Origin of the sequence: Streptomyces sp. NBC_01716 (assembly GCF_036248275.1) — a bacterium.
GTDB lineage: Bacteria > Actinomycetota > Actinomycetes > Streptomycetales > Streptomycetaceae > Streptomyces.
On the sequence record NZ_CP109181.1, the window covers coordinates 8433267 to 8456361 of the forward strand.

Here is a 23095-nt window from a genome sequence, read left to right on the forward strand (position 1 = left end):
TCCTACCTCAAGGCCGCCCCCTGGCCGCTGGAATCGCGTGGTGCCGGTGGGAGCGGCGCCTGCCGGGGGCGTGCCTCGAACGCCTCGATGACGTACGCGGCGAACCGCCGGGAAGCCGCGACCTGGGCTTCGCCGGTCGAGGCATGGATCCCCTTGTTGGCCATCAGCATCAGGATGAGGTCGTCCAGCACGAAGTCGGCACGCAGACGCCCCGCCGCTTTCGCTCGCCGCGCCAGCTCGGCCACAGCCCTGACCGTGTACTCCCGGCCGCCGACGACATCGGTGGCGGCAGGGAACGCCGACAGGAACGCCTCGGTGAAGCCCCTGTCCCGTGCGTGCAGCTCACAGATCTTCTCGATCACCAGGCACAGCCCCTCCCACGGGTCCGGTGCGGCGGCCCCCTCGTCGACGATGGTGCGGCACGCCCGCAGCTGGTCGGCGAAGGCGGCGGCGATCAGGTCCTGTCTGGTCGGGAAGCGGCGGTACACGGTCGCGGGTCCCACCCCGGCGCGCCGGGCGATCTTCCGCGTCGGCACGTTCAGGCCCTCGGCCGACAGCAGTTCCCGCGCCGCGCCGAGGATGCGCTCGCGGTTGTCCAGCGCGTCGGCGCGCAGAGTCTGAGGCATTCGTCCGCCATCACTCTCACCTCGCTCAACCGGACGCATGCGTCCGCTTACGGATCCAGCCTAGAACCCGGTGGCGCGCTTCGGGCTCGCGCGCTCGGTCCGTGCCCGGCGAGACGGTTCGGCCGCGTCGGGGAATGGTGTATGCAGGAGATATGCGTAGCTGGTCCGGATTCACGGCTTTCAGGCCCCCGCCGATCGCTGGTGGGGCCCTGATTCTCGTGCCGCTGACCATCGTCATCGCGGTGCCCTTGATCGATCTCTGGCTGCCCCGGAACCTCCACGTCGCCCCGCTGCTCGTCGTGGCGCCTACTATCACCGCGGCATTCGCCGGGCCCCGGCTCGTGGCGGCCATCGGGGGCCTGGCAGTGCTGTCGCAGATCGTCGCGGGCCTGGAGAAACAGGCTCTGGGCGATGAGCGCGTCGTGCTGGAAGTCGTCTCGCTGGTCGTCGTCTCGGCGCTCGTCACCCTCTTCTGCTATCTGCGCGAACGACATCAGGCGCAGTTGACCAGGGCACAACTGGTCTCCGAAACAACCCAGTTGGCTTTGCTGCGGCCACTGCCGCCGCATGCGGGACCGCTCAGCATCGCGAGCGAGTACCGCTCGGCGGAGCCGGACAGCCGCCTCGGGGGAGACCTGTTCGCGGTCACCCGCACCGAGCACTCGACCCGCTTCCTCATCGGAGACGTCCGGGGCAAGGGGCTCACCTCCCTCAACGGCACCTCGATCATGCTCGGCGCCTTCCGCGCCACCGCCCACCGGCAGGCACCTCTGCCGGAGCTGGCCGCCTATCTGGAAGGCAGCGTCCACTGGGGTCTCGGGGAACTCGACCACGCGCAGGACGAGAGCGGCGAATGGTTCGTCACGGCGCTGGTGGCCGACATCCCGGACGACGAGCAGGCGGTCCACGTGGTCAACATGGGCCACCCTCCGCCGCTGATGATCCATGAGGCCGCCGCGACGCCGCTCCTCGTACGCAGACCGGCGCCGCCCCTGGGACTCGGCGGACTCGGGGAGGCGTCCTACGTGGAGGAGATTTTCCCCTTCCGCCGTGGTGACTTTCTGCTGCTCTACACCGACGGGGTCTCGGAGGCGCGCGACAGCGAGGGCGACTTCTACCCCCTCGCCGAACGCGCGGCGGTGGCCGGCCGCTCGGCCGTGTGGTCGGACGGCGGCCCCTCCGCGATGCTCCAGCACCTCTTTGGCGACCTGCTGTCGTACGCGGGCGGCGAGCTGGGAGACGACATGGCGATGATCGCGGTCGCCTGGGGCGTACCCGAAAACCCCGCGGGCGCCGCGCGGGCCCCGGGCCGAGCCTGAAGTCCGCACCATCAGCGCATTTCGGGGGGCGGACCCGGACGCGTTTCCCTAGGCTCTCTGACTGTCGGGCTTTCGGTCCGGCTTTTGTCGGTCGACCGCCACCATCCGGCGCGGAGGGATCGGGACATTCATGAGCACCATCGAAGTTTCCTCCGACGTGGACGTTCCGGTCCGCGTGGCCTACAACCAGTGGACGCAATTCGAAAGCTTTCCCCGCTTCATGGACGGCGTGGAACGGATCGACCGGCCGCGGTCCACGATGACCCACTGGGTGACCCGACTGGGGCCGATGACCCACGAGTTCGACGCGGAGATCGTGGAGCAGCGCCCTGACGACCGGGTCAGCTGGCGAAGCATGGGGCGGCCCCGCCATTCGGGCACGGTGACGTTCCTCCGGCTGGCCGAGGACCGCGTGCGGGTGACGCTGCGGATCGACTTCGCGCCGCGCGGATTCGTCGAGCGCTCCGGTGACGTGCTCGGCGTCGTGCGCCGCCGGGTGCACAACGACCTGAAATCCTTCAAGGAATATATCGAGGGCCAGGGGCGCGAGACCGGAGAATGGCGCGGCGCGATCAGCGGCAGCCATGTCCGGCCGAATTCAGGACAGAAGAATCCGCACGTCCCCAACTGGCCGACAGGCTGAGGCGAAAGGCTATCCGGGTGAAGAGGCGACCGGCCAGGGAATCGGGCGAGAACGAACCTGAGATCACTCCGCCCCAGAAATGGGCGGCGGGCGTTCCCGCCGTTGCTCACGCGTTCAACTACTCACTCGCGGAGGCCTCCGCCCGGCACACCGCCCTGACGCTGCTGAACCTCAACCAGGTCCGGGGCTTCGACTGTCCCGGCTGCGCCTGGCCGGACCCCGAGCCGGGGAGCCGGAAGCGTAACGAGTACTGCGAGAACGGCGCCAAGCACGTCAACGACGAGGCGACCACACGGCGCGTCACCCCCGAGTTCTTCCGTCGTCACTCGGTGACCGAACTGGGCGCCAGATCGGACCTGTGGCTCAACCAGCAGGGGCGGCTCACCGAACCCGTGGTGAAGCGGCCGGGCTCCGAGCACTACGAGCCGATCAGCTGGCACGAGGCGCTGGGGCTGATCGCCGGCGAGCTACGGAGCCTGGACTCGCCCGACGAGGCCGTCTTCTACACCTCGGGACGGGCGAGCAACGAGGCGGCGTTCGTCCTCCAGCTGTTCGCCCGCGCCTTCGGGACCAACAATCTCCCCGACTGTTCCAACATGTGTCACGAGTCGAGCGGCGCCGCCCTGTACGAGACGCTGGGCACCGGCAAGGGCAGTGTGAGCCTGTCGGACATCCACCACGCCGATCTGATCCTCATCCTGGGCCAGAACCCCGGCAGCAATCACCCCCGGATGCTCACCGCACTGGAGCAGACCAAGCTCAGGGGCGGCCGTATCGTCGCGATCAACCCCCTGCCGGAGGCGGGCCTGCTGCGGTTCAAGAATCCGCAGAAACCGCGCGGTGTGCTGGGCCGGGGAACCGTGATCGCCGACGAGTTCCTGCAGATCCGCCTCGGTGGCGACCTCGCCCTCTTCCAGGCGCTGAATCTGCTCCTGCTGGAGGCGGAGGACGCCAGGCCCGGCGCCGTGCTCGACCGGGCCTTCATTGACTCGCACACCAAGGACTTCTCCGACTTCGCCGAGCACATCCGCTCGACCGTCTCCTGGCCGGACGTCCTCGGCGCCACCGGACTGAGCCGTGCCGGGATCGAGCGGCTGCGGGACGCCGTCCTCGGGAGCGAACGCGTCGTCGTCTGCTGGGCGATGGGACTCACCCAGCAGAAGCACGCCGTGGCCACCATCCGGGAGATCGTGAACTTCCTGCTGCTGCGCGGCAACATCGGCAGGCCCGGGGCCGGGCCGTGTCCCGTGCGTGGCCACAGCAACGTACAGGGCGACCGGACCATGGGGATCTGGGAGAAGATGCCCGAGCCGTTCATGGAAGCCCTCGGCCGCGAGTTCTCGTTCGAACCGCCCGCCGCGCACGGGCTGGACACGGTGGACGCCATCAGGGCGATGCGCGACGGGCGGGTAAAGTTCTTCCTCGGCCTCGCGGGCAACTTCGTACGGGCCACTCCCGACAGCCCGGTCACCGAACAGGCGCTGCGCCGCTGCCGTCTCACGGCTCAGATCTCGACCAAGCTGAACCGTACGCACACGGTCTGCGGCGACACGGCGCTGATCCTTCCCACGCTCGGGCGGAGCGAGAAGGACATCCAGGCGGGCGGCGAGCAGTTCATCACCGTCGAGGACTCGATGAGCCAGGTCCACAGCTCCCACGGACGTCTGGAGCCCGCCTCCAAACAGCTGCTCAGCGAGGTGGCGATTCTCAGCAGGCTGGCCCGTATGACGCTCGGGGACCGGGTCGCCGTGCCCTGGGAGGAGTTCGAGGGGGACTACGGAACGATCCGGGACCGGATCGCCCGGGTGGTACCGGGATTCGACAACTACAACGCGCGGGCGATCCGGCCCGGTGGCTTCCTGCTGCCGAACCCGGTGAACGAAGGGGTCTTCCCCACCGCCGCCGGGAAGGCGCTCTTCACCCGGAACGCGTTCGAGATGCTGGACGCGCCCGAGGGCCATCTCGTACTGCAGACGCTGCGCTCGCACGACCAGTGGAACACCGTCCCGTACACCATGGACGACCGCTACCGCGGCATCCACGGCACGCGCCGCATCGTGATGGTCAACCAGACCGACCTGGACACGCTCGGCCTGCGCGACGGTGACCAGGTCGACCTGGTCACCGTCTGGCACGACGACATCGAGCGCCGCGCCGAGGGCTTCCGCGTGGTCGCCTACCCGACCGCCGTCGGCTGCGCCGCCGCGTACTACCCGGAGACCAATGTGCTGGTGCCACTGGACAGCGTGGCCGACGTCAGCAACACGCCGACGTCGAAGGGCGTCGTGATCCGCCTGGAGCAGGCACGTGAAGGGGCGACGGTCCAGTGAACCGGGACCCGGGTTCCGGGCGGGCCGGCTAGGCCGTTTCGTTTGGATCATTGGGCTGACCGCAGGAAGGTGCCTGCGATGTGGGGTCCGGCCGGGTAGATCGTGGCGGTTTTCTCTTAGCGGGTGGCAATGCCGTGCCATTGCTTCAGGCGGTTGATGCATCGCTCGACGGTGTTGCGTTGTTCGTATGCCTCGCGGTCGAAGGCTTGTCGGCCAGAACCGTGTCCGGCCTGGTCCGGGGCCGCCCGCGTGGGCGAGGGACGCGGAGTTGGGCCATCACGTCCGGAAAGGCGGGTGCGTCGCCGGCCTGTCCGGCGGTGAGAACGAAGGCCAAGGGGCCGGCAGTGGGCGTCGGACGCGAGAGGGGTGAGCGCGCACGATCGTCGAGTCCACCGAGACGGCCCAGTTCAGGTCCTCGTCAGCATCGGCCTGGGCCATGAGCGCGGTGAACACCCCTTCCCAGGTGCCGTCCACGGCCCACATCAGCAGCCGGCTGCAGACGCCCCGCCGGTTGCCGTACCGCTCCGGCAGGTACACCCACTGCGAGCCGGTCCGGAACATGAACGCGACCGCGTCGATCACCTGTCGACGGTCACGCCACCGTCCACCCCGCTTCCGCGACCGGTCCGGAAGTAACGGCTCGATCCCCGCCCACTTCACGTCAGTCAACGACAACCCAGACCAACGATCAGATGATCCGAACGAAACGACCTAGGTCACACCGCCCTGGCATCTACGTAGTACGTCGCCAACAGACCGTCCTTGGGCACGCGAAACTTGCGCAAGCACATCACCTTGGCCACGTCTCGGTGCCCTGGCTGTCGGAGGCGCTGAGTGTGGTCGCCACCGGGCCCAGGGCCCGCTCACTGGGCCCGGCTTCGATCAAGTCACCGCATGCACTTGGCATCTCCTGATCGAGCACGCAACGCAGGTCACATCCGGGTCAGATCTGAGAGGTTCTCGATGTCCTCGATTCGCATCAGCCCGTTCAGCAGGCGGTCGGCGCGCTCGCTACCCAGTCGCGGCGCCGCGAGTGTGAGGAACTTTTGGTGCACCTCGTCCTCGCTGAGCGGGTTGCGGGTGTTTCCCTTCGCGAAGTCCCGCGTCAGCTGGATCGTACCTCCGTCCTGGAGAGTGATGTTGATCCTTACTGGTGCGTCCGCTGTGAAGTCCCTACGTGCGAATTCCGTGTCCACGTACGTTCGTACGCGTTGCATCAGGGGGCGGACGGAGGGGTGCTGGAGGTACGCCTCGTCGTTGAAGACTTCGAGGGTGGCGCCTCGGAAGATCAGAGCGGAGGCGACGGCGTACTGCATGGAGAACTTGGTTTCGGCTGCGCTGGACGGCATCGGGTAGACCAGTTCCTTGTAGGACCAAGGGCTCTGTCCGACGTCGATCGTGACGATGTTCTCAGGGTCGAGGTTGGCTACCTCGTCGGATTCCAGGAGTGCGTCGATGGCCGGAGCCATGCTCGAGCAGCAGGCATATCGCTTGGTGTGTATGCCCGGATCGAGAATGCTCCAGGTTTCGTCCGGGGAGTAGGTAACGGTCTCGGGCGCAAGGCCGCCGAATAGCTGCAGGTAGCCGTCGACACCCTCGATGATCGTGGAGGACGGATGCATGCCGACCTCGGCGAGTTCGGCGCTCAGGATGCCTGCCCGAGCAGCCATGCCGCAGTGGTAGGCCTTGACAGGCGACCCGAAGTTGCCTCGGAGCCCACTCGCTTCGGAGGCCGCGATGCCGAGCGCTGCGGCAACTTGTGCTGTGGGCAGCTGCGCGGCGATGCCGGCGGCAACGCTTGCGCCGAGCGCTCCGAATACCCCGGTGGTGTGCCAGCCCTGGTCACTGGTGTAGGGCAGACATCGCCTGCCGATCCGAAACATGATTTCACCGGCGAGGAGATAGGCGCGCAGAGCGTCTTGCCCGGATCGACCACGGGATTCTGCGACCGCGAATGCCGCCGGCGCCACAGGCGCGGTGGGATGGGCGATGATCGAAAAGTCGTCGTGGTCATACGCGTGCGCCGCAGTGCCGTTGTGAAGGGCGGCATACTCTGGTGTTGCCCGGAGCGATGTGCCCAGCACAGCTGAGTCACCGGTCCGGTTTTTCACCGCCGCGAGTGTCGTGATGCGTTGGGTGTCAGGATGCTGGCTTCCGGCGATCGCCACCCCGAAGTAGTCGACCAGCGCCATTTTCGCTGCTTTGACTGCTGTGTCGGGGATCTGGGTGAGTTCCTTGGTGGCCAGGTCATCGCAGATGTCAGTCAGGTACGACATGATGACTCCTTTCTCGCGTGGCGTTGGGCTACAGCAGGATTCCGGCCAGACTGAAGGAGATGGTCAGCAGAATCGTCATGTTGATCGCGCCGGGCACGAGGAATGGGTGGTTGACGACGAACTTGCCCACGCGGGTGGAGCCGGTGTCGTCGATGCCGAGTGATCCGAGCACCGTCGCGTAGGTCGGCAGGATGAACATCCCGGCGACGGCCGGGAAGGCGCCAACGGCAGAGGATGCGGGTACGAGCGTGAGCGCCAGTGGCATGAGCGCACGGGTGGTGACCGCCTGTGAGAACAGCAGGGTACAGGCGATGATCAAGATGAGCGCAAGCAGCCATGGGTGAGCTGTGAGCGTGCTGCCGGCGTTCTCCAGGACAAGGTCCTTGTTCGCTGAGATGAAGGTGTTCCCCATCCAGGCCAGGCCTAGGGTGCAGATGTAGGTGCTGCCCCCGGAACGGAATGTCGAGGTGTGCAGGATCTTTTCGACGTCGGCCTTCGCAAACACGACAATGGCGGCCGAGACGAAGAGCATGGCGGCGACAATCACCTGATCCCGTTCCATGACAGGCTCGGAGACCAGGCCGACCACATCGCTGACGAGCACCGAGTAGACCACCACGCCGATCAGCGCGAGGCCAAACAGGAGAACAGATCGCCTGGCCTCCTTGGTCGGTGCGTAGTCGGGAGAGATCGCCGAACTTGTGTCGAGAGATGCCTTGCGCTCGGCCCAGCCGGCCATGCTGGACAGCGTCGCCGTGCCGCGCGCCTTGTCGACCTGCAGCATGATGAACGCGGTGACCATGATCGCGATGAAGGTCGAGGGCATCGTGATCATGAGAATCTGCAGGTAATCGATGCCGGTATTGGTCTCATCGAGCAGCGAACCGAAATACACCACAGCCGCACTCACAGGTGACGCACAAACGGCGACCATCGAGCTGATGGAAGCGAGCGACAGTGGTCGAGCCGGCCGGATGCCGTTCTCTTGAGCGACTTCCTTGATCACCGGGAGTACCGCGAACGAGGACATGGCGGTGCCCGACGTGCACGAGAGCAACCAGGTGACACCGGGGGCCAGATAGCTGATGCGCCGTGGGTACCGACGCAGCAGCTTGCCAGTGAGATGGACGAGGTAGTCCATGCCTCCAGCGGCATGCATGGTTGATGCCGCCGTGATGACGGCCATCATGATGACAATGACATCCAACGGCATGTCGCCGGGCTTCACGCCCAGGATCGCCAGGAGGATGACGCCGAGTCCGCCGGCGAAGCCGAGTCCGATCCCGCCAAGGCGGGCTCCGATAGCGATCGCGCCTAGGAAGACTATTAGTTCGATCCATACCATTTGCGTATCCCTTCATCGACCGGCCGGCAGCGGTCAGTCGTCCTGCTCGTCGGGGCGGATGCAGGCGGCTCGCAGATCTCCGGTCCTCGCCGACAATCCGACCTAGTCCGTGGTGTGTTCGCCCGTCCGGGCCAGTGCACCCGGATCCCGCGCCAGGTCCGAGACCCACCGCCTCGCTCGGGATGGATTCATCCCGGACAGTGTGAGCCCGGACTCACAAGTTCGGAGCACTGTAAAGTTCACACGCGGCCAACGCAAGGCTTCTCCCGAGAACTTGAGGTCGGCATGACCGGCAGCGTGCTGGTGAAGCCGCCACCGGGGCCAATGCGGTGCACCAAGCAGGAGCGCCGGAGGGCGCTGTGATCCGAGCCTCAGCCGGGTCATGGCCGTGCTAGCTACGAGACCGAGCAGCGCGTGCTTGCAGCGGTGTACGAGCTCGGCTGGCGTTCAATACCGCCGCCCGGGCAAGGGCAACTGGCCGATCCGGATCGTCAGGCATCGTTGTCCGCGGCACCGCAAACCCCTGTGGTCGGTGGCGTGCCAGGGCACCGTCGACGGTGCGCTCGAGAGCGGCAAGGCAACGCTGATCGCTGGGGCGGGCTTCCCTGTCGCGAAGGAGCACTCGGCCATTGCGTGTGGAAGCGTACGGCGTCGACGGGAGCCGGTGTGGGCCTCGTCGTAGGATGCCGCACCCTCCCTACGGCAGGTCAGGTTGCTGGCATCGTGTACTGCGGAGTGGGTAACTGCCACCGCGCTCATCAAGCGCTGGTGATCGACCAGTTGCACACGCTGTGCCTCGCCCGCGACTTTGCTGCATTGCCCCCCTCACTGTCACGGAGAGTACTGCAACGCCGCCCAGGTCACAGGACTTCATCGTCAAGACAGGGCCCGACCCGAAGTCACCGCACCCGAGCCGACGGAAAGACCCCTAGGGTCTGTCGTTTGGATCTTGCCGGGCTCGCGGTCCCTGGCACGCACGCCCTCCCCCGTAGCCCCCGAGGGGGCACGGGAGGTGCCCCCTCCGTTGTCGTGGTCGCCATGGCTCCGCCATGTCTCCCTCCTCCGCCTTGCGACCACACGCACCAGAGCCCACTCCCTGATCCGGCCTGATCCAAACGACAGACCCTAGTTGTCCGGTGCATGGCACTCATGTCCTGGCAAGGTTCACGCTAGGTCGCAGTATCAGACGGGCCGTGAACACGCGCTCTTCGCTGGCACGCTCAGGTTCCATGGCGAGTTCGGCGGCATACCGGCCCATCTCGTAGTTGGGCTCCACGATGACGGTGAGTGGCGGATCCATGAGCCGGACCCAGGCGAGGTCGTCGTACATCGCCAACGAGACGTCGTCGGGCACGCGGAGCTTGCGCGATCGCACCACCTCGACCATGGTCTCGGCGACCTGGCTGTCGGAGGCGATGAGTGCGGTCGGCGGATGAGGATCGTCGAGCAGCGAGTGGTACGCGGCTGCGATGGCGTCGCTATTGCGCTCGGGAAACCGCACGAGGTCGACAGGTGGGGCGAGGGCCGCAGCCGTGAACGGAGCAAGGAGGCCTTCGATCTTGTCCTGGATGATCGACGCTGGAAGATCGGCGCCGAGGGTGTAACGAGTCGCCGGGAGTGCTAGCGAGGAGACGAAGCCGATCCTCCGGTGGCCCCGTTCCAGCAGCGCCGCGGCGAGATCCGAGCTGGCAGACCGCATGTCGGACTCCACGACGGGGGCGTCGATGCCGGAAACCCGGCGCTCCCAGAGTACGAGAGGCATGCCGAAGGCGGAGACCCGCTCCAGGTGGGCGGCGTCGTGCCGGTCGGCGGCGGACACGATGAGTCCGTCAACCTGCTTGCCGAGGAGCAGGTCGATGGCCTTGCGCTCCTGTGTGACGTCGAACCCCGAGCCGGCGAAGAGCACCGTGAGTCCTTGGGAGCGTGCGGCGTCGACCATGCCCTGGAAGGCGACCGGCCATACGGGGTTCGTAATGCCGCGAGCGACGATCCCCAGGGAACCCGAGCGTCCCGTGTTCATTGTCTTCGCGGCCGCGTTGGCTGAATAGCCAAGGTTGCGGGCAGCGGCGAGCACCTTCTCGCGCGTCTCGGCGTTGACCCTGCCGTAACCCCCCAAGGCCCGGGTAGCGGTCGCCTTCGATACACCTGCCAGCTGAGCCACGTCTGCCGCTGTGGGCGCTCTGGCCGGGGTTTCCCTTGACAACCCGCCCCCTTCTTCTGCCGCCGACTGTTGCGCACTTCGCCCTCGAAGCATAACCTGTTTAGGCGTTGTGAGTCCGGACTCACAACCTGACTGTGAGTCCGGACTCCCCCCGCTATCCCGCAATATCCACTCGGCTCAACGATGAGCTGCTCAGGAAAAGGGCACGCCCATGCGGCACGGCAACACCCTCCCCTCCCTGGTCCTGCTCACGACAGGAGCCCTCGCACTCGTGGGCTGTAGCTCGAGTGCGGCTCCGGCACGAAAGGACGCCGCGAATGCGGTCAAGCTGGGCATCCCCGTCGAGCTGGTCACCACGACGGCAGACGGCGCCGTCATCAAGTTGCTGCCAGCCGACACCGGACAGAAGCTCGTTTTCGGGATGAACCTGACCAGCCCTCCGTCGCGGTTCAAGGACGACAAGGGCAAGCAGGTCGGATTCAACGTGGACATCGCTCGGCTCATCGCCAAGAAGCTCGGCAAGGACATCAAGATCGAGGACACGACGTTCGAGGCGATCATCCCCGGCCTCCAGTCGGGTCGCTTCGACCTGACCGTGTCGAGCATGTCGCGCACCGATGAGCGCCTCGAGCAGATGGACATGATCGAGTACATGGGCGCGGGCGAGGGTGCGCTGTTCAAGAAGGGCAACCCCGACGACATCCAGGCCAGCGCCAAGACGAGCTTGTGCGGGCTGCGCGTCGCAGCTATGAGCGGCTCGTACCAGGAGCAGACCTCGCTGCCGGAGACGAGCAAGAAGTGCGCTGAAGCCGACAAGAATCCGGTCAAGGCGACCGCGTTCCCGAGCAATAACGAAAGCATCCTCGCCGTCTCCTCGGGCCGGGTCGACGCGGCGATCGCCGATACCCCCGTCGTGCAGTACGCGCAGACACAGAACAAGGCGACCTTCGAGTCCTTGATCTTCGACGGTACGAAGAGCCACAACAACGTCGGCCTCCCGAAGGGCTCGCCGCTCACCCCGGCCGTCGCCGCGGCCCTCCAGAAGCTGATGGACGAGGGCAGCTACCAGAAGGTGTTCGACAAGTGGGGCATCGGCAACCTCGCGCTGACTGTGGCCAGCACCAAGCAGACCCCGGTGGGGCAGTGATATGAAGGTCCCAACCCTTCCCTCGCATGCCCCGCCCCCCGCGTCGGGCATCCCGACGCGGACGCGCCCCCACATCCCGAAACTGCTCCGGACCTTCCAGGTCGTTGTGACGATCGTGGCTCTGCTCATCATTACGAGCCTGGTCACCAACCCCAACTTCCAGTGGGAGGTCGTCGGCCAGTACCTGTTCGATCCCACGATCCTCACGGGCGTCTGGGTCACCGTCTGGATCACCTTCGCGTGCATGGGCATCGCGGTAGTAGTCGGGCTCATCCTCGCTTTCATGGGGAAGTCGAAGAGCCGCTTCGTGACGGGTGCCGCAGAGGTCTACATCGCGTTCTTCCGAGGAACCCCGCTGCTGGTCCAGCTCATCTTCTGGTACAACATCGCCGCCCTGTACCCGGACTTCACACTCGGGATTCCGTTCGGTCCCCAGTTCGCGGAGCTTGACCTCAACGCGATCATCGTCCCGATCGCCGCCGCGATCATCGGCCTCGCCCTCAACGAAGCCGCCTACATGGCGGAGATCGTGCGCGGGGGACTGAACAGCATTCAGCGTGGCCAGATGGAGGCTGCAGCCGCCCTTGGCCTCGACGGGTGGACCCGGGCGCGCCGGGTGGTCATCCCGCAGTTGCTCCCGATCGTCATCCCTCCGACATGGAACCAGCTGATCGCGATGCTCAAGAACACGTCGCTGATCTCGGTGATCGGGGCGACCGAGCTGCTTTACAGCGCCCAGTCCATCTATGCACGCAATTACCAGACCATCCCGCTGTTGATCGTGGTGAGCATCTGGTACCTCGCGCTCTCCATCACCCTGACCGTCGCTCAGCGCGGCATCGAGAAGGCGGTGAAGCGATGAGCGACACGACGTATCCCACCAAGCAGGTCGGCCGTATCGAGCTGACCGACGTCGTCAAGCGATTCCACGGCAACGAGGTGCTGCACGGCATCTCGATGACCGTCGAGCGCGGCGAGGTTGTCGCAGTCATCGGGCCGAGCGGCTCTGGCAAGTCGACCCTGCTCCGCTGTATCAACACGCTCGAGCGCGTCGACGAAGGCTCGGTCAAGGTCAACGGCAGCGAGATCGGCAGACGCCTCACTCCTGATGGCGGCTACTTCGTCGAGTTGTCGCCCGGCGAGCTGGCGCACCAGCGCACCTCCATCGGGATGGTGTTCCAGCAGTTCAACCTGTTTCCGAATCTGACCGTGCTTGAGAACGTGACGCTCGCGCTGCGCACCGTACTGAAGATGACGAAGGCAGAGGCCGACCGCATCGCCTTCGAACGTCTCGCCGAGGTGTCGATGGACGGCTTCGCCAAGCGCTACCCCCGTACCCTCTCGGGCGGCCAGCAGCAGCGGGTCGCGATTGCCAGGGCGCTCGCAGCCAGCCCCAGCGTGATGCTCTTCGACGAGCCCACCAGTGCGCTCGATCCCGAGCTTGTCGGCGAGGTGATCGAAGTGCTCAAGCAGCTGGCGAGTCGCGAGATGACGATGCTTGTCGCCACTCACGAGATGGCATTCGCCCGCGACGCGTGTACCCGCACCGTCTTCATGGAGGAGGGCTCCGTCGTGGAGGACGGCCCATCCAATCAGGTGTTCAGAGCCCCCTCCAGCCCACGCACCACGAAGTTCCTCGAAAGGATCCTCACCCGTTGAAAAGCTACGACTACGTCATCGTCGGCGCAGGAAGCATCGGATCGCAGGTCTTCCATCACCTTGCTGCCTCTCGATCTGGATCTGTGCTCGCCCTTGAGCAGTTCACCCCGGCCTACTCCCGGACAGCTGTCGGAGGAGACACCCGGCTGTTCCGCCTCGCGTACTCGGAAGGGCTCGCCTACCAGCCGATCCTCAACGAGGCTCTCGCGCAGTGGAACGCGCTCAACGAGGCCAGCGGGCGCTCGGTCTATGAGCGCACCGGGTGCCTCTACATTGGCCCTGGCGACAGCGCCTACATGACAAGCCTGCGCGAGAACACCGCAGCCGCCGGGGTCGACTGCATCCCGTTGGACACCGACGACGTCCGCCGGAAGTACCCGCAGCACCGGCTCCACGACGATGACACGGTCCTCTACGACCCCGCAGCCGGCTTCCTCCGCACCGACCTCGCCGTGCAGACCGCGATGGCGATCGGGCGCGCGCATGGCGGAGAGGTCGGGCAGTACCGGCGGATCCTGCGGATCTCGCGCATCGCCAGCGGCGGTTTTGTGGTCTCTACCGACCACGAGGCCTTCCACGCTGGTGACGTCATCATCGCTGCCGGCGCATGGAGCGGGCCGTTCTTGTCCGAGCCCCTCGCTGACCTCGTCGAGGTACGCCGCATCGCGCTGACCTGGTTCGGCACCACGAAGCCCGAGCTGTTCCTGCCCTCCGCCTTCCCGGTCTTCAAGCGCGTCACTCCCGGGATCGACATCTTCGGTGCGCCGTCCATCGACGGCACCCAAATTAAGGTGGCGCTCGCTGAGAGCTGGCCCACAGCGTCTGCGGACGCAATTGACCAGTCTCTGCAGCCTGACGAACGTGCCCGAGTGACGAGGGCCGTCGAGGCCGGCCTCGACTTTGTCGCCCCCGGCATTGTGCGATGTGACGCATTCCCCGAACTCTTCACTGCAGATCACGTGCCGCTCATAGGCCGCGACCCCGGCACGGGCGCGTACCTCGCGCTCGGATTCTCCGGCAAGGGTTTCAAGATGTCGGCCGGGGTCGGCTCGCTCGTCGCGAAGGACATCCTCAAGCCAGGATCCGCTCCACTGGGCTTTGCCTCCCCGCAGCGATTCCTCAGCCCTGCCGTCGAAGCATCCGTCAGCGTCTGACCCAATACCACCACCCCGACAAGATTCCGCACCAATATAGGGAGAACCATGAAGCGCCAACTGGTCAGGACCGCGAGCCGTTACGAGGTCAGCGAGAGCTTCGTACGGGCTCAAGCCATCGGCGATTGGGTGTTTGTGTCGAACACCTCCGGCCGCAACTACGAGAAGCAGCAGATGTCCGACACCGTGGAGGGCCAGACGAACCAGGTGCTTGACAACATCTCGCGGGCTCTCGAGGCCGTCGGCTCGTCCCTCAAGGATGTTGTCCGCCGCGTCGTCACCATCCCGAACCCCGAGCACGCACCCGAGGTCATGCGGATCGTCGGCGAACGTTTCCGTAACACGTCAGCGACGAACACTGTGCTCTGCAGCCCCCTCGGCGCCAGCGAGTACCTCGTCGAGATCGAGGTCACTGCCTACCGAGGCATCAGTCAGGCCGAGACGGAGACCATCAACATCTAGGTGTATTGATCACGAGCGTTGTTGACACTGGTCGGGCTTGATCATGGCGAAGACCTCCGGTGTGGTGGAGCTGTCTAGGACCGCACCACTCGGAGGTCTTCGTGTCCCACCGTAATGCCCGGCTGACTGTTTTCGGGAGGCGGTTGCTGGTCGAGCGCGTTTGTTCGGGCCGTCCGGTTGCTCATGTGGCGGCCGAGACGGGTGTCTCGCGGCCCACGGCTCACAAGTGGGTACGGCGGTGGCGGGAGGAGGGCGACGCCGGACTGCACGACCGGTCCAGCCGCCCGCACAGGACGCCGCACCGCACGCGGGCCGTCGTCGAGGCCCGCGTCTGCGACCTGCGGCACTCCCGCAAGCTCGGCCCCGCCCGCATCGGCCCGGTCCTGGGCCTGCCCGCCTCGACCGTCCACCGGATCCTGACCCGTCACGGCCTCAACCGCCTGGCATGGCTCGACCGCCCGACCGGGACCGTGATCCGGCGCTACGAACGCGAGCGGCCCGGCGAACTCATCCACGCGGACGAGAAGGTCACGACCTGCGCCGGTTTCCTCACCCGCGCGGCCGCGTTCTTCCACGCCCACGGCATCACCCGCATCGAACGCGTCCTCACCGACAACGCATGGGCCTACCGCAAAGGCCTCGCCTGGAAAGCCACCCCGGCCGAGCTGGGAGCGACGGGAAAACCGACCCGCCCCTACCGGCCCCAGACCAACGGCAAAGTCGAACGCTTCAACCGCACCCTGCTCGACGAATGGGCCTACCTGCAGCCCTACACCACCAACGAGCAGCGAACCGCAGCCCTCGACACCTTCCTGCACACCTACAACTACCATCGCGGCCACACCGCACTCGGAGGCAAGCCACCCATCACCCGCGTCAACAACCCTGCGAGTCAATACACCTAGCTGGTGAGGAAGTCGCGAATCGCCGTCGCGATCTCGGCGGCGTGCGTCTCCAGGGCGAAGTGGCCGGTGTCGGCAAGGCGGACCTCGGCGTCGGGGAGGTCACGCTTGAAGGCTTCGGCCCCGGCGGGCAGGAAGAACGGATCGTTCCTGCCCCACATCGCCAGGAACCGCGGCCTGTTCGTCCGGAAGTACTCGTGGAACGCGGGGTACAGGGCGACGTTGCTCGCGTAGTCCAGGAACAGGTCGAGCTGGATCTCGTGCGCGCCGTCGCGTGCGAGGTAGTGGTTGTCCAGGCCGTATCCGTCCGGACTGACCCGCGTCGTGTCGGGGACGCCGTGCTCGTACTGCCAGACCGTCGTCTCCGGCTGTACGAGCGTCCGGATCGCTTCCCGGTTGGCCGGCGACGGGTCCTTCCAGTACGCCCGCACGGGGTTCCAGTTCTCGCTGAGCCCCTCCTCGTACGCGTTGCCGTTCTGCGACACGATCGCGGTGATCCGCTCGGGGTGCCGGGTGGCGATGCGGAATCCGACGGGCGCGCCGTAGTCGAAGACGTACAGCGCGAACCGGTCCAGGCCCAGCACCTCGGTCAGGCCGTCGATCACGTCGGTGAGGTGCTCGAAGGTGTAGTCGAAGTCGTTCCGCGCGGGCATGTCCGACCTGCCGAAGCCGGGCAGATCGGGAGCCACGATATGGAACCGGTCGGCGAGCAGCGGGATCAGGTCGCGGAACATGTGGCTCGACGACGGGAAGCCGTGCAGCAGAAGCAATGTGGGCGCGTCGGGTGCCCCGGCCTCCCGGTAGAAGACCTTCAGGCCGTCCACGTCGGCCGTGCGGTATGCGATGTCGGTCATGACGTTCACCTTTCTCGGGGAGGCGGACGACGGCCCCCGGCCGTCTCCGTTTCAGGACTGCTCCATGTAACTGCTCAATTGCCAGCGGGCAGGTTATTGGCCCCACGTGTTTCCCTGACGTTTGTCGGGGATCCTGCGGTCGGCGTAGTCCCGAGTGATAACTGGTCTGCCGCCATCGGTGAGGTTAGGAACTCTGGATGTAACTTGTCAACGTGGCTCAAGGGGGTTACGCTCTCGTTCGAGAGTTGACGCCACGCGCTCGCGCGCGACAGGAAAAGGGGTGGCCGCATGGCCCAGGACGCTCCGGCGCTGTTCCTGGCCGACACGCTCGGCCTGGACTTCCTCAACTCCGTCGCCACGGATGTCGACACACCGATCGACTGGATCGAGGACGGTGACGGCCTGCTGGCGTGGCTGGAGCAGGCGGAGTTGGTGTCGCCCGGGACGCTCGCATCCCTGCGCGAGCGAGCCCTGCCCGGCGAGTTCGACGGCGTCGCCGCCCAGGCGCGTGGCCTGCGCGAGGAGTTCCGCGCCTTCGTACGCGAACGCAGGGGCACACCCCTGGGTGCGGAGGATGTGGCCGAACTCGCGTCACTGAACCGGCTGCTCGCGCGGGACGAGGGATTCCTTCAACTCGCCGTTGCGGAAGGCACCGGCGCCGGCGGTCTTGAGCTGCGGACGGTGCGCCGCTGGCGCTCGCCGGAGTCGCTGCTGCTGCCCATCGGGGAGGCGCTCGCGAGATTCCTCAGCGAGGAGGACTTCTCGTACGTCAAGGCGTGCGAGGGTCCGGCATGCACGCTCATGTTCGTCGACCACACCCGGGGACGCGCCCGCCGGTGGTGCAGCATGGCGCTCTGCGGCAACCGCGCGAAGCAGGCCGCGCACCGCGACAGGGTCAGGAAGAGCCGGGACTTGGCTTAGTTCATACGAGGAGTGCCACCGCGGCTCACTCGTACGGCGCCGCCCGGGGCGATTTCCCGCCGCCCCCGCCACTGTGGCCGGCCGCCCACACGGACAGCACCGTCAGGGCCTCGTCCGACGGTGAGCCGGGGTCGGCGAGGAACGTGAGCAGCGTCTGGTGAACAACGCCGGTTACGGTCTCTTCGGCGCCGTCGAGCAGATCGACGCCGACAAGGCGCGGGCGCTCTTCGACACCAACGTGCTCGGCAATCTCACGGTCCTGCGCGCCACACTGCCGGCGCTGCGCGCGTCCCGTGGCCGGATCGTGCAGATCTCCTCGGTCAACGGCCGGCTCGCGTGGGCCTCATCGGGTCTGTACTCGGCATCCAAGGCCGCCGTGGAACTGGCCGGCGAAGCACTCGCCCATGAACTCGCCCCCACGGGAGCGAAGGTGACCATCGTCGAACCCGGCCTCTTCGCCACCGAGTTCGCCACCAGCCTCGACGTCGTACCCCCGAGCGACGCGTACGCGCCGACGGTCGGGCAGTTCCTCGCGCACTTCTCCCAGTTGCCCGCCTCGGCGTTCGGCAACGCCGAGTCGGTGGCGGACACGATCATGGCCGTCACGGCGATGGAGGAGCCGCCCCTGCGGCTCGGCGTCGGAACGGACTCCGTCGAGGGCATCCGGGAGTCGCTGCGCTCCCGCGCCGCCGAGCTCGACCTCTGGGCGTCCTTCTCGCCCGAGCCGGCCGACCAGCCGGCCTGACGGGCCCGGCCCTCGGGGGGCGTACGCGAGACACCCCCGAGGGGCCGCGTTCCCGGCGCGCGGCGGCACCCGTACAGCTTTACGTTGGATGTATGACCAGGCAGACGGTCAGGAGACCGGAGGAGTATCTGCGCCGCGCGGACCCGGCACTGGGCTCGGTCATCGACGAGATCGAGCACAGGGGCGGCCCCCGCCCCTCTCTGCCACCGCGTCCGTCGCTGTCGAACGATCCGCAGATGCCGACGGATTGCTACGGCGTCCTCATCAGGGGGATCGCCAGCCAGAACATCTCCGCCTTCGCCTCGCGCGCGATCTACCGCAAACTCATCGAGCGCTTCGACGGCCGGCCCCCCACACCGCGCCAGATCCTGGACGACGATCCCGACGCCCTGCGGGTCGCCGCGGGCCTGTCCCACGCGAAGACGGACTCCCTGCGCTCGCTCGCGGAGCACATCCTCTCCGGCGAGCTCGAACTCGACCGTCTGCACGACCTCCCCGACGACGACGTCGTCCGCGAGCTCAGCGCCGTGAAGGGCATCGGGGCGTGGACGGCGCATATGTTCATGATCTGGCATCTGCACCGGCCCGACGTCCTGCCCGTCGGTGACCTGGGGATCCGTCAAGCGGTCAGAAGGCTCCACCACCTGCCCGGACTTCCGGCACCGGCGGACGTGAAGCGCCTCGCGGAGCCGTGGCGCCCCTACCGGACACTCGCGTGCCTCTATCTGTGGCGCCTTGAGGAGTCGGAACCCCAAGTCTGACGTGATCGCCAGGTAGGAGGTACAGCGATGGACATGGAGATGGGTGGCAAGACCGCCGTGGTGACCGGCGCCGGCAAGGGGATCGGGCTGGCCGTCACACGCGCTCTCACCGGCGCCGGAGCGCACGTCGTCGGGGGATCGCGATCGCTGAGTGACGGGTTCGGAGAACTGGTCGAAGCGGGCAGGGCCACCTTCGTACAGGGCGACCTGACCCAGCCGTCCGGGCCGGCCGCCCTGGTCGAGGCGGCGGTCGCACGCGGAGGCGTCGACATCCTGTTCAACGGCGTCGGCGCGGTGACTCCGCGCCCCGACGGATTCCTCAGCGTCACCGAGGACGACTGGAACAGATCGTGGGCGCTGGGCTTCATGTCGGCGGTGCGTACGACGCGGGCGGCGGTCCCGGCCATGGTCGAACGGGGCGGCGGGGTGATCGTGATGATGGGTTCCGTGAACGCGTTCCTGCCGGACCCGCTGGTGCTGGACTACTCGGCGGTCAAGGCGGCCCTGACGAACCTCGCCAAGGGCCTGTCGAAGGAGTTGGGCCCGAAGGGCATCCGCGTGGTCTCCGTCAGCCCCGGCCCGGTGGCCACCGACCTGTGGCTCGGCGAGAGCGGCATGGCGAAGACGATGTCGCGCGCCACCGGCACACCGGCCGAGGACGTCGCGGCCTCCGCCGTGGAGGACACACCTCTCGGCCGTTTCACCACCCCCGAGCAGGTCGCCGACCTGGTCACCTTCCTGGCGGGCGAACGGGCCGCCAACATCACGGGCGCGGACGTCACGATCGACGCCGGCATGATCACCACGATGCGCTGACGGCGCAGGGCCTCACACGCCTCGCCGTGTCTCACCGCAGGACGGGCAGAGCCCGCGGTACGTGACCTCGACCCCGGAGACCGTGAAGCCGAAACGTTCCGCCGCGGGGAGGCCGGCCAGCGGATCGCCGCCCGGGTGGACGTCGCGGACCGTACCGCAGTCGGAACACACCAAGTGCTGGTGCGGATGGCGGGCGTTGGGGTCGTAGCGCATCGCGCGGCCCGCGGTGGAGACCTCTATGACCTCACCGAGGGAGACCAGTTCGCCCAGGGTGTTGTAGACCGTCGCCCGGGAGATCTCGGGCAGCAGCCGCGCCGCGAGCGCGTGCACCTCGTCGGCCGTCAGATGCACGTGGTCACCGTCGAGCACCTGCGCGACGACGCGGCGCTGGGAGGTCAACCGCCAGCCACGCCCTCGCAGTCGCTCCAGCAGGTCGCTCATATCGGTTCACCTGTTCAGTGTCGGCGGGATCCCGAGACGTGTACGGGGATGCCCAGTTGGCCGGATTTTTACCGGATGTACTTTTAGTTCACTTCTTGACTTGGACTCTGTCCATCGTAGGATCGGTTCCGGTCAACAGCCAAGAAACAGCGTGTGACGGCTCCCGGCCGCACCGAGCACCGTGATCCGCCAGGTCCAGAAGGATTCCCATGTCTGAGAACCATGATGCAATCGTCGTAGACGCGAAGTCGGAGGGTGAGGGCGGCTGCCCGGTCGCACACGGACGTGCCCCTCATCCGACCCAGGGCGGCGGAAACCACGGGTGGTGGCCGGAGCGGCTCAACCTGAAGATCCTCGCCAAGAACCCCGCCGTGGCCAACCCCCTCGGTGAGGAGTTCGACTACGCCGAGGCGTTCAAGACCCTCGACCTGCCGGCCGTGAAGCAGGACATCGCGCAGGCGCTGACGACCTCGCAGGACTGGTGGCCCGCCGACTTCGGCCACTACGGCCCCTTCATCATCCGGATGGCGTGGCACAGCGCGGGCACGTACCGGATAAGCGACGGCCGCGGCGGCGCCGGCGCCGGCCAGCAGCGCTTCGCCCCCCTCAACAGCTGGCCGGACAACGGCAACCTGGACAAGGCCCGCCGCCTGCTGTGGCCGGTGAAGAAGAAGTACGGCCAGAGCCTCTCGTGGGCCGACCTCATGATCCTCGCCGGCAACGTCGCCCTGGAGACCATGGGCTTCGAGACCTTCGGCTTCGCCGGCGGTCGCGCGGACGTCTGGGAGCCCGAGGAGGACGTGTACTGGGGCCCCGAGACCACCTGGCTCGGCGACGAGCGCTACACCGGCGACCGTGACCTGGAAAGCCCTCTCGGCGCGGTCCAGATGGGCCTCATCTACGTCAACCCGGAGGGCCCGAACGGCACTCCGGACCCGCTCGCCTCGGCGCGCGACATCCGTGAGACGTTCCGGCGCATGGCGATGAACGACGAGGAGACCGTCGCCCTCATCGCGGGCGGCCACACCTTCGGCAAGACCCACGGCGCGGGCCCGGCGGACAGCGTCGGCGCCGACCCCGAGGGCGCCCCGATCGAGCAGCAGGGCTTCGGCTGGAAGAACAGCCACGGCACCGGCAAGGGCGGCGACACGATCACCAGCGGCCTTGAGGGCATCTGGACCAACACTCCGATCACCTGGGACAACAGCTTCCTGGAGATCCTCTACGGCTACGAGTGGGAGCTGTTCAAGAGCCCGGCGGGCGCCAACCAGTGGCGGCCCAAGGACGGCGGCGGGGCCGGCACCGTACCGGACGCGCACGACGCGTCGAAGACCCACGCGCCGACCATGCTGACGAGCGACCTGGCGCTGCGCGTCGACCCGGCGTACGACGAGATCGCGCGGCGTTTCCACGCCGACCCCGACCAGTTCGCCGACGCCTTCGCCCGCGCCTGGTTCAAGCTGACCCACCGTGACATGGGCCCGGTCGTGCGCTATCTCGGCTCCGAGGTCCCCGCCGAGACGCTGGTGTGGCAGGACCCGCTGCCCGCCGTGACGCACGAGCTCGTGGACGCCGCCGACATCGCCTCCCTCAAGGAGCAGGTCCTCGCCTCGGGCCTGCCGGTGTCCCAGCTCGTGTCCGCCGCCTGGGCGTCCGCCTCGTCCTTCCGCGGCAGCGACAAGCGCGGCGGCGCCAACGGCGCGCGTATCCGTCTCGAACCGCAGCGCGGCTGGGAGGCCAACGACCCCGACCGGCTGGCGACGGTGCTGGGCACCCTCGAAGGCATCCAGGAGTCGTTCAACTCCGCCCAGGGCGGCGGCAAGCGGATCTCCCTCGCCGACCTGATCGTGCTCGCCGGTGCCGCGGCCGTCGAGAAGGCGGCCAAGACCGCCGGCTTCGACGTCGAGGTCCCCTTCACGCCGGGCCGCGCGGACGCGACGCAGGAGCAGACGGACGTGGAGTCGTTCGCGGCGCTGGAGCCGGCCGCCGACGGATTCCGCAACTACCTCGGGAAGGGCAACCGGCTGCCCGCCGAGTTCCTGCTGCTCGACCGGGCGAACCTGCTGACCCTGAGCGCTCCCGAGCTGACGGTCCTCGTGGGCGGTCTCCGCGTCCTGGGTGCCACTTACCAGGAGTCGTCGCTCGGTGTCCTCACCGACACCCCCGGGTCGCTGACCAACGACTTCTTCGTCAACCTGCTCGCCCTGGGCACGGAGTGGACGGCGACGTCCGAGGACGCGAACACCTTCGAGGCGCGCGACACCGCCACCGGCGAGGTCAAGTGGACCGGCAGCCGCGCCGACCTCGTCTTCGGGTCCAACTCCGAGCTGCGCGCGGTCGCGGAGGTCTACGCGAGCGACGACGCGAAGGAGAAGTTCGTGAACGACTTCGTCGCGGCCTGGCACAAGGTGTCGGACCTGGACCGGTTCGACCTCGTCTGATCGGCTTGCCGATCGGCTTCCGGGTCGGTCACTTCGGGCCTGCCTGGCGTCACGACGGCCGGGTCGCCCCGCGCACACCGCGCGGGGCGACC

Annotated in this window: 21 protein-coding genes and 1 pseudogene; 14 read left to right on the forward strand and 8 right to left on the reverse strand. The window is 67.2% G+C overall.

What is annotated here, in order from left to right; all coding sequences use genetic code 11:
* Positions 1-2 precede the first annotated feature (2 nt).
* Entirely contained in the window at positions 3-626 is a 624-nt protein-coding gene (locus OIE74_RS37490; RefSeq protein ID WP_329391911.1) for a TetR/AcrR family transcriptional regulator, read from the reverse strand.
* Positions 627-844: 218 nt separating this feature from the next.
* Here OIE74_RS37490 and OIE74_RS37495 point away from each other — a divergent pair, with 218 nt between their 5' ends.
* From OIE74_RS37495 to OIE74_RS37505, 3 genes are all read left to right on the forward strand, one after another.
* Entirely contained in the window at positions 845-1945 is a 1101-nt protein-coding gene (locus OIE74_RS37495; RefSeq protein ID WP_329391912.1) for a PP2C family protein-serine/threonine phosphatase, read from the forward strand.
* 130 nt (positions 1946-2075) lie between these two features.
* Positions 2076-2588: an SRPBCC family protein gene (locus OIE74_RS37500; RefSeq protein ID WP_329391915.1), complete on the forward strand. Its 513-nt coding sequence runs from the start codon at positions 2076-2078 to the stop codon at positions 2586-2588.
* Positions 2589-2605: 17 nt separating this feature from the next.
* On the forward strand, positions 2606-4918 hold the full coding sequence (locus OIE74_RS37505) for an FdhF/YdeP family oxidoreductase (protein WP_329391917.1): 2313 nt from the start codon (positions 2606-2608) through the stop codon (positions 4916-4918).
* Positions 4919-5037: 119 nt separating this feature from the next.
* On the opposite strand, the pseudogene OIE74_RS38760 reads toward OIE74_RS37505, so the two are convergent.
* The 5 genes and pseudogenes from OIE74_RS38760 to OIE74_RS37525 form a co-directional block, all read right to left on the reverse strand.
* Positions 5038-5145, reverse strand: a pseudogene (locus OIE74_RS38760) (IS5/IS1182 family transposase); the annotation flags it as partial.
* A gap of 49 nt (positions 5146-5194) precedes the next feature.
* Positions 5195-5578 carry a transposase gene (locus tag OIE74_RS37510; protein WP_443076399.1) on the reverse strand — a complete coding sequence of 128 codons (384 nt, stop codon included), beginning with the start codon at positions 5576-5578 and terminating at the stop codon, positions 5195-5197.
* A gap of 272 nt (positions 5579-5850) precedes the next feature.
* Positions 5851-7194 (reverse strand): MmgE/PrpD family protein, encoded by a 1344-nt coding sequence (locus tag OIE74_RS37515; protein ID WP_329391921.1) that lies wholly within the window; start codon positions 7192-7194, stop codon positions 5851-5853.
* 28 nt (positions 7195-7222) lie between these two features.
* Positions 7223-8539, reverse strand: coding sequence for an anaerobic C4-dicarboxylate transporter family protein (locus OIE74_RS37520; RefSeq protein ID WP_329391925.1), 1317 nt, complete (start codon positions 8537-8539; stop codon positions 7223-7225).
* Positions 8540-9686: 1147 nt separating this feature from the next.
* On the reverse strand, positions 9687-10700 hold the full coding sequence (locus tag OIE74_RS37525) for a LacI family DNA-binding transcriptional regulator (RefSeq protein ID WP_329391928.1): 1014 nt from the start codon (positions 10698-10700) through the stop codon (positions 9687-9689).
* Between the two features lie 211 nt (positions 10701-10911).
* On the opposite strand from OIE74_RS37525, the gene OIE74_RS37530 reads away from it, so the two are divergent.
* The 6 genes from OIE74_RS37530 to OIE74_RS37555 all read left to right on the forward strand — a co-directional run bounded on the left by OIE74_RS37530 (position 10912) and on the right by OIE74_RS37555 (position 16027).
* Complete coding sequence (locus OIE74_RS37530; RefSeq protein ID WP_329391930.1) at positions 10912-11847, forward strand: ABC transporter substrate-binding protein; 936 nt, start codon at positions 10912-10914, stop codon at positions 11845-11847.
* Between the two features lie 106 nt (positions 11848-11953).
* Positions 11954-12709, forward strand: a complete 756-nt coding sequence (locus tag OIE74_RS37535) for an amino acid ABC transporter permease (RefSeq protein WP_329391932.1) — start codon at positions 11954-11956, stop codon at positions 12707-12709.
* Positions 12706-13506 (forward strand): amino acid ABC transporter ATP-binding protein, encoded by an 801-nt coding sequence (locus tag OIE74_RS37540; protein WP_329391934.1) that lies wholly within the window; start codon positions 12706-12708, stop codon positions 13504-13506. Before OIE74_RS37535 ends, OIE74_RS37540 begins: the two co-directional genes overlap by 4 nt.
* Positions 13503-14660 (forward strand): FAD-dependent oxidoreductase, encoded by a 1158-nt coding sequence (locus OIE74_RS37545; RefSeq protein ID WP_329391936.1) that lies wholly within the window; start codon positions 13503-13505, stop codon positions 14658-14660. The genes OIE74_RS37540 and OIE74_RS37545 overlap by 4 nt, the downstream gene beginning before the upstream one ends.
* A 48-nt stretch (positions 14661-14708) precedes the next feature.
* Positions 14709-15122, forward strand: coding sequence for a Rid family hydrolase (locus OIE74_RS37550; RefSeq protein WP_329391938.1), 414 nt, complete (start codon positions 14709-14711; stop codon positions 15120-15122).
* A 101-nt stretch (positions 15123-15223) separates the two neighbouring features.
* Positions 15224-16027, forward strand: a complete 804-nt coding sequence (locus OIE74_RS37555) for an IS481 family transposase (RefSeq protein WP_329391940.1) — start codon at positions 15224-15226, stop codon at positions 16025-16027.
* On the opposite strand, the gene OIE74_RS37560 is transcribed toward OIE74_RS37555, so the two are convergent.
* Positions 16024-16878, reverse strand: coding sequence for an alpha/beta fold hydrolase (locus OIE74_RS37560; RefSeq protein WP_329391942.1), 855 nt, complete (start codon positions 16876-16878; stop codon positions 16024-16026). The genes OIE74_RS37555 and OIE74_RS37560 overlap by 4 nt on opposite strands.
* 288 nt (positions 16879-17166) lie before the next feature.
* Here OIE74_RS37560 and OIE74_RS37565 point away from each other — a divergent pair, with 288 nt between their 5' ends.
* The 4 genes from OIE74_RS37565 (at position 17167) to OIE74_RS37580 (ending at position 20121) form a co-directional block, all read left to right on the forward strand.
* Positions 17167-17799, forward strand: a complete 633-nt coding sequence (locus OIE74_RS37565) for a CGNR zinc finger domain-containing protein (RefSeq protein ID WP_329391944.1) — start codon at positions 17167-17169, stop codon at positions 17797-17799.
* Between the two features lie 157 nt (positions 17800-17956).
* The gene (locus tag OIE74_RS37570; protein WP_329391946.1) at positions 17957-18544 is read left to right on the forward strand and encodes an SDR family NAD(P)-dependent oxidoreductase; all 588 of its coding nucleotides are present in this window, start codon (positions 17957-17959) and stop codon (positions 18542-18544) included.
* Positions 18545-18636: 92 nt separating this feature from the next.
* Positions 18637-19305 carry a DNA-3-methyladenine glycosylase family protein gene (locus OIE74_RS37575; protein ID WP_329391948.1) on the forward strand — a complete coding sequence of 223 codons (669 nt, stop codon included), beginning with the start codon at positions 18637-18639 and terminating at the stop codon, positions 19303-19305.
* Positions 19306-19332: 27 nt separating this feature from the next.
* The gene (locus OIE74_RS37580; protein ID WP_329391951.1) at positions 19333-20121 is read left to right on the forward strand and encodes an SDR family NAD(P)-dependent oxidoreductase; all 789 of its coding nucleotides are present in this window, start codon (positions 19333-19335) and stop codon (positions 20119-20121) included.
* Between the two features lie 12 nt (positions 20122-20133).
* Here OIE74_RS37580 and OIE74_RS37585 read toward each other — a convergent pair whose 3' ends face one another.
* Positions 20134-20562 carry a Fur family transcriptional regulator gene (locus OIE74_RS37585; protein WP_329391953.1) on the reverse strand — a complete coding sequence of 143 codons (429 nt, stop codon included), beginning with the start codon at positions 20560-20562 and terminating at the stop codon, positions 20134-20136.
* Positions 20563-20771: 209 nt separating this feature from the next.
* On the opposite strand from OIE74_RS37585, the gene katG reads away from it, so the two are divergent.
* Positions 20772-23003: a catalase/peroxidase HPI gene (gene katG / locus OIE74_RS37590; RefSeq protein WP_329391955.1), complete on the forward strand. Its 2232-nt coding sequence runs from the start codon at positions 20772-20774 to the stop codon at positions 23001-23003.
* The last annotated feature ends 92 nt before the right edge of the window (positions 23004-23095 follow it).

Coding starts and splice junctions, on each gene's coding strand:
- OIE74_RS37490 (WP_329391911.1), bottom strand. CDS start 626: ATGCCTCAGACTCTGCGCGCCGACGCGCTGGACAACCGCGAGCGCATC.
- OIE74_RS37500 (WP_329391915.1), top strand. CDS start 2,076: ATGAGCACCATCGAAGTTTCCTCCGACGTGGACGTTCCGGTCCGCGTG.
- OIE74_RS37515 (WP_329391921.1), bottom strand. CDS start 7,194: ATGTCGTACCTGACTGACATCTGCGATGACCTGGCCACCAAGGAACTC.
- OIE74_RS37520 (WP_329391925.1), bottom strand. CDS start 8,539: ATGGTATGGATCGAACTAATAGTCTTCCTAGGCGCGATCGCTATCGGA.
- OIE74_RS37530 (WP_329391930.1), top strand. CDS start 10,912: ATGCGGCACGGCAACACCCTCCCCTCCCTGGTCCTGCTCACGACAGGA.
- OIE74_RS37540 (WP_329391934.1), top strand. CDS start 12,706: ATGAGCGACACGACGTATCCCACCAAGCAGGTCGGCCGTATCGAGCTG.
- OIE74_RS37550 (WP_329391938.1), top strand. CDS start 14,709: ATGAAGCGCCAACTGGTCAGGACCGCGAGCCGTTACGAGGTCAGCGAG.
- OIE74_RS37560 (WP_329391942.1), bottom strand. CDS start 16,878: ATGACCGACATCGCATACCGCACGGCCGACGTGGACGGCCTGAAGGTC.
- OIE74_RS37565 (WP_329391944.1), top strand. CDS start 17,167: ATGGCCCAGGACGCTCCGGCGCTGTTCCTGGCCGACACGCTCGGCCTG.
- OIE74_RS37575 (WP_329391948.1), top strand. CDS start 18,637: ATGACCAGGCAGACGGTCAGGAGACCGGAGGAGTATCTGCGCCGCGCG.
- OIE74_RS37580 (WP_329391951.1), top strand. CDS start 19,333: ATGGACATGGAGATGGGTGGCAAGACCGCCGTGGTGACCGGCGCCGGC.
- OIE74_RS37585 (WP_329391953.1), bottom strand. CDS start 20,562: ATGAGCGACCTGCTGGAGCGACTGCGAGGGCGTGGCTGGCGGTTGACC.
- katG (WP_329391955.1), top strand. CDS start 20,772: ATGTCTGAGAACCATGATGCAATCGTCGTAGACGCGAAGTCGGAGGGT.